Annotated in this window: 8 protein-coding genes; 1 reads left to right on the top strand and 7 read right to left on the bottom strand. The window is 28.1% G+C overall.

Features of this window, described 5'->3' with window-relative positions; all coding sequences use genetic code 11:
* Nucleotides 1-932: 932 nt before the first annotated feature.
* The 6 genes from gshA to guaA form a co-directional block, all read right to left on the bottom strand.
* Complete coding sequence (gshA, locus tag ERUM_RS00430) at nt 933-2132, bottom strand: glutamate--cysteine ligase (protein WP_011154760.1); 1200 nt, start codon at nt 2130-2132, stop codon at nt 933-935.
* Between the two features lie 1310 nt (nt 2133-3442).
* Nucleotides 3443-3613, bottom strand: coding sequence for a hypothetical protein (locus ERUM_RS05035; protein ID WP_155720556.1), 171 nt, complete (start codon nt 3611-3613; stop codon nt 3443-3445).
* Between the two features lie 894 nt (nt 3614-4507).
* A complete protein-coding gene (locus tag ERUM_RS00425) occupies nt 4508-5755 on the bottom strand; it encodes a citrate synthase (RefSeq protein WP_011154759.1) in 1248 nt (415 codons plus the stop codon).
* Between the two features lie 1225 nt (nt 5756-6980).
* Nucleotides 6981-7082: a GMP synthase (glutamine-hydrolyzing) gene (locus tag ERUM_RS04840; protein WP_080512701.1), complete on the bottom strand. Its 102-nt coding sequence runs from the start codon at nt 7080-7082 to the stop codon at nt 6981-6983.
* A 239-nt stretch (nt 7083-7321) separates the two neighbouring features.
* On the bottom strand, nt 7322-7423 hold the full coding sequence (locus ERUM_RS04835) for a GMP synthase (glutamine-hydrolyzing) (protein WP_080512700.1): 102 nt from the start codon (nt 7421-7423) through the stop codon (nt 7322-7324).
* Between the two features lie 68 nt (nt 7424-7491).
* Entirely contained in the window at nt 7492-9078 is a 1587-nt protein-coding gene (guaA, locus tag ERUM_RS00420) for a glutamine-hydrolyzing GMP synthase (protein WP_011154758.1), read from the bottom strand.
* An 848-nt stretch (nt 9079-9926) separates the two neighbouring features.
* Between guaA and ERUM_RS00415 the strand changes: the two genes are divergently transcribed.
* The gene (locus ERUM_RS00415; RefSeq protein ID WP_011154757.1) at nt 9927-10208 is read left to right on the top strand and encodes a hypothetical protein; all 282 of its coding nucleotides are present in this window, start codon (nt 9927-9929) and stop codon (nt 10206-10208) included.
* Nucleotides 10209-10462: 254 nt separating this feature from the next.
* Here ERUM_RS00415 and ERUM_RS00410 read toward each other — a convergent pair whose 3' ends face one another.
* A complete protein-coding gene (locus tag ERUM_RS00410; protein WP_011154756.1) occupies nt 10463-13258 on the bottom strand; it encodes a DUF3514 domain-containing protein in 2796 nt (931 codons plus the stop codon).
* Nucleotides 13259-13573 lie beyond the last annotated feature (315 nt).

Raw genomic sequence — 13573 nt, 5'->3', positions numbered from 1 at the left:
TAATATATACTGTTTTTTTATTTCAAACCTTCTAAGCTTTTATTATTTTTCTCTTAGAACATAACTTTATACCAATACGCACTACAACATCAGCAATTTAAAATATGTAAGCTAAATTACAACACAAAAATTTCATAAAAAGTTCGTGTTATCCTCATTTAACTCATATTAAATAATGCTAAGCTGTATTTTGTTATATACTACTTACATGATTATGATAATGTTACTAGTCTTAATTAATTATAAAAAGGCAGATTTTAAATAATAAACTTATCACCTTTCACTTACAATTTATAACACCAAAATATTTGAATTACTGTTAATATCAACAACTGAAGTTTAATGCTAATTCTATCGTATACTAATTGTATTTAGAGTAATACTACACACATATAAAATTATAAACTAGAGAGAAAAATACCACAATAAATCAAAAGTTATACAACCAATTATTCGCTAAGATTATATAATTCTGCCAACTATACCAACAAAAGCCTAACTACTGATAAACACTATATCTATATATAAAATTATAAATCTAGATTAAGGAAAGTGTAAATCATCAATTAAAGATCAAATTACTCATTAATACTTATCACACAAAATTAGATTCAATTATGCAATTCATACCTACAACTCAAAGCTCATCTAATAAATAAAAATTTAACTACAACTAAAAACTCCCTCCCACAAATAAAACCATAAAACCTATATAGACAAAATACTAATAACAAACCAAAAGCTACATAACTGAGTTATTCATTAACATTAGCTACCAAAGTTTAATCTTGATTCATTATATAATATCTGCCTACCATACTGATAAAAACTCAACTACAGTTAAAAACTAATCTCTACGGAAACATAGTTTATACATAACTTCAAAGAGAAAATAAGGTAAAATAATATCAATAAATTTTAATAATAAGCTACTACCGATCAAAAACTTCAACTGCAGCAGCCAATGCGGCCATCTTAGCAACCATACTCCAACAGAATATTTTACCTTCTTGCTCTCTAAAACTTACATCTACAAAATCACAACCTACAGAATTTAGGTTAGAGAATTTATCTTTAACAGTATTATACCTATATAAATAACACGAAGGAGTATCCCCTATGAAATATACTAATGGTTCTGCAGTATAACCATTAAACAACTCTTCAGTCATTATACCTTCTTGTATTATTACACGCTCAACTATTTTCCTATCCTTAATTCTTTTCATCTTATTGCGATTTTTTTTATTTAACTTCAATATGTCATCACCACAATATGCTACAATAATTCCCATTCCATATGTTCCATTATCTGCTTTTACAAACACATACGGTTGTTCTGTAATACTGTATAATTGAAATTTATTACGTATTTCTTGAATCATAACATCAACTTTATCAGCAATGTGTTCTACTCCATAATTACTTAAAAAACAGATGTTATCACAACTAGAAAATAATGTAGAAATCAACCAAGGATCAATATTAAAAGTGTTACAAAATTCTACAGATAATTTCTGATAAATTGAAAAATGATTAAACTTACTTCTATTATACCAACCTAAACTTAAAGCTGGCATAACACTTTGATATTTTAGACTCTGTAACACCTTAGGTATACCAGATGTTAGATCATTGTTAACTAAAATTAGATCAGGAATAAATCCACATCCAGACCGCAATACACCATCACAATTAGTCAAACATAAACTATTAACTACAACACCATTAGAAGAAATAAGTTGAACATTTTGATCAGTGTCACAAACTCCTATTTCAGCAATAAACCCTGCTGCACTTACTATATTTTTTAAAGTAACTAAACTATCAATATATTTGATATTTCTGGTATGACTCTCTCCTACTATCAGTATCTTATCACAATTTAAATGACGCGTTATATATCGCTTTAACAGTTCTGCTGTATAAATTCGTGATTGTTCTGAAAAATTATTATAACCTGCAGGAAAAACATTAGTATCTACAGGAGCAATTTTATATTTAGATACTCTTAGATCTACAGAAACATTTAAAATTCCATGGTATTGATTAAATTTATTAAGAAACCAATTTTCTATATCCAGTCTATGTTTTTTTAATATATTACCTAATGTATTAATAATTTTTGTCATTTGTATTAATAAAACAATGTAAGCAAATTGTATAGGATAAAAACTCTTATTGAAGTAGTTTATACTTCATTTCTTCTTATTATAAAAATGCTAAACTCAATTTTGTATCTTGAATACTCACACTATGAACTGCTATTAAATTCTACCCCATACCTATAGTGTTACCAATTTTCTAGACCATCCCAATACACAACAGATAACCCTATTCCAATATATTAACACAGATTTCAAGTTTTTATATATTAATCTAATAAATCATTTTCTCACATCACTTAAAATATATTTCAACAACATATTATGTTCTCCCACTAATTAATATTAAACATTACACCAATTCAGCCTTACCAATGTTAGATATACCGATGTCAAAAAGCATAACGATTCGTAATTGTTAGGTAACATTGATCCATTTTGATTAATTGCTATATATAATATAGAAAAATTAAATATGTAGAATATTTAGACAAATAATATAATTTCTTACCATTAACATTAAGAATAAAATACATCAGTAATACATATTTTTTAATATATTAATGATTATAAATTTACATTTGTAAGTAAGAAAAGATCATCTATTTACCTGTTATCGAATTCTTATAAAGTAGCATATACTTCTATATTTAATAATATCCATTTTAGATAACTTAATACTTACCTTAATGAGCTACAAATAATACGAGTATTATAACTATGGCAACTACATTTCACAAGCTATACAACAATTTCAAAAAAAACAACCTACTGATAGACAACTTAACACATTTTAAATAATACAACTATCTTTTAAAATACTTAAAAATATCACTTATATTTTTAGTTTTATTCTATAACATTAATATATCCTGAATAAATACTCAAATGTCCGATAGTTTATATCATCATTAGATACAACAAATACTACCAAAAAGTACTTTAAAGTTATTATATAAATCACATAACTCTACTATACACACAATAGCAAAACTCTCTAACAACCTTAATATATAGCTAATGAAAACTAAGCATATCAATCATTATTTCATGCTAATACAATTATGCATAACTTACTTTCATAAATACCATACTGATGGTAACAACTCAAACAAATAGATATATAATTCTACTCCTAAAAACACTTTATCACAAATAGAACTATGTATTCCTATATCTTTCTACAAATACTTTGCAATCAGTACTTAAAAACTAAAATTACAAAACATTTATCAAAATTCAACTCTTAAGAATGGTCTATAAATCACATTGTCACATATGATAAATACTTATGTACAAAGTATTCTATTATTAATAACTTAAATAGACAAAAATTTTTAAAGTTTCACTTCAATATATAATTCAGCTGGACCTTGTATTCCACTAAGAGCTGCTTTAATAGCAAATAATATTAAAACCGCCATAACAGCCTTTTTTAATTTTTCTTGAGCAACTTTTTGACTCTTATTATCTCTTTCTATATATATTATAAAACACTGTGTTATCAATAACTAAAAACACAAATTCAACAATACTTGTTAACATCTTACTTACACAAAATTTCTATAAGTAGCATAGCAAACTACAGTCACAGCTTACTCATAAACCTTATTATCATTACATAATAACTCAAATAAATAGATATTTATCACATCATAACTTTAAACAACATTTTACCATTAACTATGCTGCAGATATTTTTATAAACACTTTGCCGTCAGTACTTAAAAACTAAAATTACAACATATCTACCAAAATTTAACTCTTAAGAACAGCCTATAAACCATATTGTTACATATGATAAATATTTACGTATAAAGTATTCTATTATTAATAACTTAACAATTTAAACAGATAAAAATTTTTAAAGTTTCACTTTAATATATAATTCAGCTGGACTTTGTATTCCACTAAGAGCTACTTTAATAGCAAATAATATTAAAACCGCCATAATAGCCTTTTTTAATTTTTCTTGAGCAACTTTTTGACTCTTATTATCTCTTTCTATATATAAAAATAATTATGTACAATATATATTATCGAATACTTCATTATCAATAACTAAAAACACAGCAAGTATTTTAATGTTCAATTATCACCTATAGCTTTCTTAAACATATATAAAATATATTTTACAAACACCTTGCTTATCATAACTGCAGAACTAAAATTCAGCAAATATTTATAATGCAACAAGTACTACTATCCGTATTTATAGAATTATTAGTATATAGCTATTAGAATGACAAATTTATAATACTTACTACTAACTCTTAATCATATTATGTAGCAAAACATCAATATATTTTAATAACCTAAAAGTGATCAACAAACTACACTAACTTGTTAAAAACCTTGTTACTTACTATGTAAAAATTCTACAAAAGCAAATACCTTCACTACTAAACTTTTTGAACTGGATTACCAGTATATAATTGACGAGGACGTGATATCTTATAATTTTTACTAGATACCATCTCATACCACTGAGCAGACCACCCAGATGTTCTTGCTAACGCAAATAATGTCGTAAACATTTTAACTGGAATCCCTATAGTCTTTAACACAATGCCAGAATAAAAATCAACATTAGGATATAAATTACGTGCTATAAAATAGTCATCCTGTAAAGCAATATTTTCTAATTCCACAGCTACTTCAAGTAGTGGATCATTTAGACCAAAATCCTTTAATATTTCTTTACAAATTGTACACATTATTCGCGCTCGTGGATCATAGTTCTTATATACCCTATGACCAAAACCCATTAATTTTGTGCTTTTATTACTATCCTTTACTTTCTGAATAAATTGTTTTACATTCTCTGGTTTTCCAATATTCATCAGCATATTGATCACTGCTTCATTGGCCCCACCATGAGCTGGTCCCCATAAAGTCGCGGCACCCGCTGCTAAACAAGCAAACAAATTAGGACCAGAAGAACCTGTCATTCGTACAGTTGCAGTAGAAGCATTTTGTTCATGATCAGCATGTAATACAAAAATAACATCTAAAGCTTTATCTACAATTTCAGTAAATTTATAAGAAGAAATGTCAAACATCATATGGATAAAATTTTTACTATAAGATAAGCCTACATCAGCTTGAATGAAGTCTTGATTAGTAATATGCCTATAAATTAGAGCAACTATACTTGCCACCTTAGCAACAGCAAGTTTACACTCTAACTCACCATCAGTTTTCTGATCACAATAATATGCAGCTAACGAAGAAAAACTAGCAATTAATATAGCCATAGGGTGAGAATTTTGTGGAAACGACGTTATCACATCTCTAACCATCTGTGGCAATACATATTCTTGAGAAATATGTAATATAAATTCCTGAAGTTGCTCAGCATTAGGGAAAACCCCATAAAATAATAAATACACTACTTCAATGAAGCTTTTATTATTATAAACCAAATCTGCTATATCATATCCTCTATAACGCAATATACCTTTATTTCCATCAATAAACGTAATTTTAGACTCACAAGCAGCAGTAGACATAAATCCTGGATCATAAGTTAATACCCCTGTATTTTTATATAAAGAAGTAATATCTAATACTTCATTCCCTTCAGTATCATACAAAATTGGCAAAGTTATTTTTTGATCATCTAACTCTACTGCTGCCTTTTTGATCATAATTCTACCTAATACAATAACAACAAAGCGTATTATTTTTTATATAACATAAACAATTAAAAATTAACACTCAATACTTATACATTATCACATATAAAACATTTTATGCTATAAATAGCATATCAATATTTAAAAATTTAAAATGCGTACTATAATACTGAATTTATTACAGTTAATAATCCAAATATTAAATTTTGTACCTCATATCTTTATTTTCAAGTATTCTTTATTCTTATACAATTTCAAAATATTGCTCCTAAAATAATTTCAAGATTCAATAAATAAGCAATTTTTGAATAGTACATATTAAAAACACTTACAAGGAAACACATTGCCAAATTCAAACTATCTAAATATTCTTAATTACAAAAAAAAATATAAAATTTCTTTATGTACAATCCTATACTTCATAATACTAAAAAACATTTAAAGATAGGGAAATCCACATATTTACCATGAATATAATTTTGAAAACAACAAAATGCACTACCCTTATTCTACAAAATAATACATATTATAAATAACTCATATTATTTATAAAGAATCATAATTTATATTCTCCGCACAAGAATATAATACAACTCTACTTATTGATCAACACCATACTTACCTAAACATATACACCACAAAAATTTAAATATCACTAAATAATATGATAAGTTTAGCACACTCAAATTAGTATCCTATTGATATATTTTACTGCCTAATTTTCTAATTTATAAAAAGCTTCAACCCCAACAAATAATGCTATTGAGATACAAAAAAAATGTTTACTATATATAGAAATGATATTTTACAAATTTTAACAACAATCAAGTAATATTATCATGACTGTTTATGATATAACTTAATAATCTTTTAAACACTCCAAGTATCACACAGTACAATAGGCTAAATCTATAAATCTAAGAATAGTACAACTATAATTTCTAATAAAATTCACCATACTATTTAATAAAACGCATCAGTTATACTATTTTTTACAATACTGTATTAACAATTTTTTTACTTTAGGTATAATAAAATGTAATACTTCAAGCTTGATAAATTAAGCACACTTCTACTTACACAGCCTTATTAAATAACTATATTTCAATTATTAAAAAACATATATAGCGAAACACGCAGGGTAGACTTTGTATTTAACATGCATTTACTGATTTCTTAAATTATAACACTCAAAAATGTAATTATTACTTCCATAATCAAAACTAGTCACTTAATATTACTCACATTCAATTGCAGCAGGAGGTTTAGATGTAATATCATACACTACTTTATTAATTCCATTAACACCATTAGGGTAGACTTTGTATTTAACATACATTTACTGATTTCTTAAATTATATACTCAAAAATGTAATTATTACTTCCATAATCAAAACTAGTCACTTAACATTACTCACATTCAATTGTAGCAGGAGGTTTAGATGTAATATCATGCTACTCTATTAATTCCATTAACACTATTATGGTAGACTTTGTATTTAACATGCATTTACTGATTTCTTAAATTATAAAACTCAAAAATGTAATTCTTCCATAATCAAAACTAGTCACTTAATATTACTCCCATTCAATTGCAGCAGGAGGTTTAGATGTAATATCATACGCTACTCTATTAATTCCATTAACACTATTAGGGTAGACTTTGTATTTAACATACATTTACTGACTTTTTAAATTATAAAACTCAAAAATGTAATTCTTCCATAATCAAAACTAGTCACTTAATATTACTCCCATTCAATTGTAGCAGGAGGTTTAGATGTAATATCATACGCTACTCTATTAATTCCATTAACACTATTAATGATAGCATTACTAGCTTCCTGTATACATTTAAAAAATTTCCATTGAGTTTCCTCATCCATACAGAATGGGAAACTTTCTGCTGTCATACCATCATGTGAATTTACTGCTCTTAAAACACAAGCATGACCATATGTCCTTCTGTCACCCATCACACCTACTGTTTTCACTGGCAACAATACTACAAATGCTTGCCACATAACATCATATAACTCGTATTTTTTGATTAGATTAATATATATATCATCAGCAGCTTGTAACATTTTTACTTTCTCTTCAGTAATTTCACCTATTATCCTAACTGCTAAACCTGGTCCAGGAAATGGATGACGCATTAATATTTCAGTTGAGATACCAAGATTCCTACCTAATATTCTTACCTCATCTTTAAATAAGTACTTTAATGGCTCAACAAGCTTAAATTTCATGGTTTTAGGTAAGCCACCAACATTGTGATGAGACTTAATAACCACACTTTCTTTCGCAATAGAACCACTACCTCCAGATTCCACAACATCAGGATATATAGTCCCCTGCATTAAAAACTCTACTCCTTCAAGCTTATTAGCCTCTTCTTCAAATATTTCAATAAAAGTCTCCCCAATTATTTTACGCTTCCGTTCTGGATCAGTTATAGATTTCAACCTATTTAGAAACACTGCTGATTTATCAACAATTGTTACAGGAATTTTTAGCTCATTAATAAATAGCTGCTTTACTTTTTCCACTTCATTATAACGCAATAACCCATTGTCAATAAATACACAATGAAGTTGGTCACCTATCGCCTTATACGTCAACGCTGCAGCCACACTTGAATCAACACCTCCACTAAGTGCTGCTATTACTTTTTTATTTCCAATTTGTTTCTTAATAGCATCTTGCTGATCGTCTATAAAAGATGTTACAGTCCAATCCTTTTGGCAACCTGCAATATCCAGAAAGTTCGCAAGTAAATTTATACCATCTGGAGTATGATAGACCTCAGGATGAAATTGCATACCATAAATCCTACGCTGTTCATTCGCTACCATAGCAATGGAATTATTCAATACACTATATGCAATAACCTCAAAACCACGTGGTATATTATAAACACTATCTGCATGACTCATCCACACACAAGCTTGGTCCCCTGATTCCCAAATATTTTCTATTATCTTTGAATTTTTTATTATATTGAGAATGGTTTTTCCAAATTCCTTATTACAATTAGATACAACATCAGATTCAAAATAGTTACTGAGAATCTGTAATCCATAGCATATACCTAATACTGGAATAGACGTCTTTTCATTAAACTGAAGAATATCATGTACAATTTTAGGAATTCCATCTGAATTAGGTACTGACCTAGGCCCACCAGACAGAATAAATGCATCAACACCTTTAATAAGATCAAATGCCACATTAGGTAGAAATATCTCAGAATAAATATTTAAGTCCCTTATTCTTCTAGCAAGCAATTGTGTAAATTGCGACCCAAAATCAATAATAGCTACCTTTGACATTTATACCTCGTATAATTAAACAAACAATAAAACTCTATTTTTGATAGATCTATGATATATTATGTTAACTACTTTTTCACAATTAATCCAAAATATTTTCCAACTAGAATTATTACCTATAATATTAGCAGACTACTAATAAATATATTCATTAAAAATATAGGTATCTACTTTCATAGATAAAACTCAATAACAGCTAAAAGTAATCAATTAATAATTAGTGTAACAGTTATTACATAATAAATAGTTTTTAAATTTTGAGATATGTGCTAAACACAATTACAGTAGTCAGTAGTCAGTAGTCAGTAGTCAGTAGTCAGTAGTCAGTAGTCAGTAGTCAGTAGTCAGTAGTCAGTAGTCAGTAGTCAGTAGTCAGTAGTCAGTAGTCAGTAGTCAGTAGTCAGTAGTCAGTAGTCAGTAGTCAGTAGTCAGTAGTCAGTAGTCAGTAGTCAGTAGTCAGTAGTCAGTAGTCAGTAGTCAGTAGTCAGTAGTCAGTAGTCAGTAGTCAGTAGTCAGTAGTCAGTAAGACTATAATTATTTTTCAATTTGTACAGAACATTTTTTACTGAATAAAATTCTGTTATTTGTTAAAATGCTATGGTATTTAATATCAAACTAAGTACTACCATAAACTTATCTAACTTAACTCAATATATAAATAATAAACTTATTATAAAATAAGTCTTTATTTCCATTTATAGTAAATATAATTCATATTAAGATTACAAAACTCATTTTGAATATAATTAAATATACCCATCATACAAGTTGATTTTCCAAGAAAAATTATTATTTTATTAATAAATATACAATAGAATCAAATATCACAACAATTTAGGGACAAATACATGAGTGAAGAATTATCTGTAGATCAAAGCTTAGAAGATGTTATTAGATGTGTTGAAAAAGAATATAAAACAAAAATAGACGATAAAACAAAAGCATCAATAAAAAGTGAAATAAAATCAGCAATTCCAGAATTAAATAAAGCATTAGAACCGTTAATCAGCTCAGCTATTAATGCAAAACAGAACACATTATCAAAAGATCAACAGGAAGACTTGATTAAAAGCTTTATGAAAATAATGATGCCACATATGCAAAAAATTATGCAATCATCCGAATTATAATTGTTAATATTCTACATAATCTAGCACGCAAATATACAGATATTTAGAAACAAAAAAATCTAAATTTATTAATATGTGGTTCTATAAGCATTATAAAAAAAGCTAATGTATTTTATAATGCTTATAGTATGATAACGCTATTAACTTAATATTTAAACTAAGATTATGTTGTAACAGAAGTAATACTTAACTACGTAAATATACAAACTAGTTAATATATTCCATAAAATTCAACATTATAACATAACCAAAAATTATAAGCCACGTCCATCACCACTAGCACGTTGTTGATCAGGAAAATTATCATTTTCACCTCCAGTACCATCCCCTCGTGAGTAGTCACTCCCACTTCTCCTTCTATTTTGCATAAAACTGTGTTCATATATTTCTATATCAGAAAATATCCATGCTACATTTTGACCAGTGATCAATCTATCTAAACGTTCAATTAAATGTTCAACATGTATAGAAAAAGGCACTTCACCACCAGGATAATTTTTCTTAAGAAACTTAACAAAATTTTTTGAACACAACCTAGATAATCCTGGTGGTATAACCACAGGACTATGATCTATGTAATCAACCTTTGCAGCACCTTGAGCTTGTACCTCATACAGATACATAAATGCTAGCACCAAGTGATAAAATTCAACATCCAATGTTCTACGAGTACCTCGAATTCCGATGCCTTCCTTACTACAATACATACTTCCCATTAGCATAGCACAACATATGATTACCTGACTAATTACAATAGTATGTATATTATCCTGACCAAAATTAGAACACTCTCTTTTATATTGATATACTCTACACAATAAATTCATTACTTTCCTATAAAAATCTGGCATATGACGCATTTTAGTCAACATTTTCCCGTCAACATCGTATTTTTGTCGTAATAACCTACTTATTGACATTATAGTATGAGATAATGATGATGAAGTATTTATCACCCCTAAAATCTCACACAATATATAATCGATATTTTTGCTTTCTTTAGCCCAAGGTCTTGCATCAAATATTATGTATCTAATTCGTTCCCTAGAAAAATGTGCACCACAAAATTGTAATAACATAGATACTTTTAACATCAATAAGAAGAATTTCTGCTCAGCTTTATTACTTTTAAAGATATCCGACATTACATGAGCACATTCAACAGTGGCTTTAATTTCTCCGTGCGTAGAAAATATTAAACGTCGACAAATATCATAAAGATATATAACATGTAAACGCCTAAACTTGCGTATGTGGTCGGGTGGCATACTTACACAAGTACCTTGTCTAGAAATAGGTGATTGTTTAGGTAAGTTATCATCAACTTCGCTTATATGAACTGGTTGTATAACATTTTCCTGTAAATCAATATTAGATAGCTTATCTGTTGTAGTCACACCATCAGCAACTTGAGCTTGCTTATGATGTACCTGAGACAGTTTAGTTTCCTGAGATGAAAAACTGTCAGGTGACTTTATAATACCGACTAATCCTTTTGATTTTTTATCTACAAATGTACTAGACATTCCAGTACTCACTTGTGATATCTTTACACTAGTATGTGATTCACCTTGTTTTAATGTTTTATCAGAAGATTTTCTTGAACGTACTTTCGGTCTAGCACCTAATCTTGTATAATCATAACTTGAACCTGCTACTTCCCCTACAGCCCCTTCACCTAAAGAACTACTAGGTGGTTGTTGAGCAGCATGTATTCCTTCTCGTTCTTCATTTATATCCACAATAGACATGCTAACATTGAGTTGTTCTATGTCTTGACTTTCTAAATCCGTACTAGTTTTAACACTCATTGAACATTGCCTAATACAGTGCTGTTCATATAAAGTAATATCTTCTTGTACTATGCTGATATTATTTCTATTAATTAACCTACTAAGACTACCTGCTATATTTCCAGCAATAACACTATATGGCATCTCATCTTGAAGATAGTAACTATCAATTAATGTTACAATATCTTCCGAACACTGACGTATTAACTTTTGTGGAATAGCTTGTACACCACGTCTAAACAATCGTGTATCATCTGTATACATATATAACATAGATATGAATAGTCTATAACACCGGTAACCTAAATCTTGCCATGCCATTACAGAACGCCTATTCGAATTTATCCTCTCTCTAAAAATATCAGTATTTCGGCATAATACATTTACAGTATCTGGAACAGTAACTTCAGTAGTAGCTTCTCTTGTATGAATTTGATTATACATACCTCCTAAAAATAAGGCACATCCAATCAATAGTTCATGTGTAAACTTTATATACGGATCAAAACCATTAGTTATCTTATATTCAAATATCCTACATAATAACCCTTGTATATCTCTATAAAATTGAGGTGATATCATCTCTTTCATATCTAGTTGACTATAAGATATGTGACATAAAGCCAGATAAGAAAAATACATTCTCCTATCAGGATCATCTGTATTACTCAAAATACTTAATGCCTTACTCAATAAATTATTAAGCAGCATTGGATCTCTAAGAGATCTTTGGTCAAAAACAAGCAGTCTAGCAACTTCATGACGGCAATGTAACATACAATATTGAAATAACACAGATGCTTTCAAAACTAAAAAGCACAATCCTCTTATTTCTTGATCATTCCCAGCAATACAATCTAAAAAATTGTGAAAATCATGTGTAACATAAGCATAACCACCTTGCCAATTAAAAGCAGCTTGTAACATATCATAACAATACATAGCATGCTTCTTCCTAAAATTTTGGTATTCCAAGTTTTTAACTTTTCGACTATCTACTAACCCTTTTGATGCAGAATGAGCATTGCTGACCTCACCAGCTGCAATACTACCTTCAGAGTTACCTACATGCTGACTTGACTGAGTAGATGTATTATCACCTGATGCATTTGCTACATCTGAATTACTATTATCTTGATCCTTGCCAGACTGATTATCAGTATTTTCTTTATCTTCCTGTTGTTCAGAGCCTCCTGTAGACCCCGTTAACACCATACCAGTACCAATAATACCCATTAATAATTTTAATATACCCATAACACACAACTCTATAATACAACTAATTGTTACAATTATATTGTAAAAATTTTCATTGTTAATAATAAAAAAACAAAAATATATATATCTTTTTTAACATAATTTATAAAAATAATATTTATTGTATCAAAGCTATATAACATAATAAATTTGAAACATATGAAATAAGACTAGATATTACATCCTTTGTGAATTTTAATACATACAAACAAATTATTTAACTAATACATATGTAATAAAGTCTAGTCTTTAATATTAATAAAAATATTCTATAACTTAACAACAAAAATTTAACTTTCTAAGTACTCTATTAAT

It is taken from the genome of Ehrlichia ruminantium str. Welgevonden, assembly GCF_000026005.1.
GTDB classification, from domain to species: Bacteria; Pseudomonadota; Alphaproteobacteria; order Rickettsiales; family Anaplasmataceae; genus Ehrlichia; species Ehrlichia ruminantium.
This window is presented reverse-complemented; position numbering and strand designations above follow the sequence as displayed.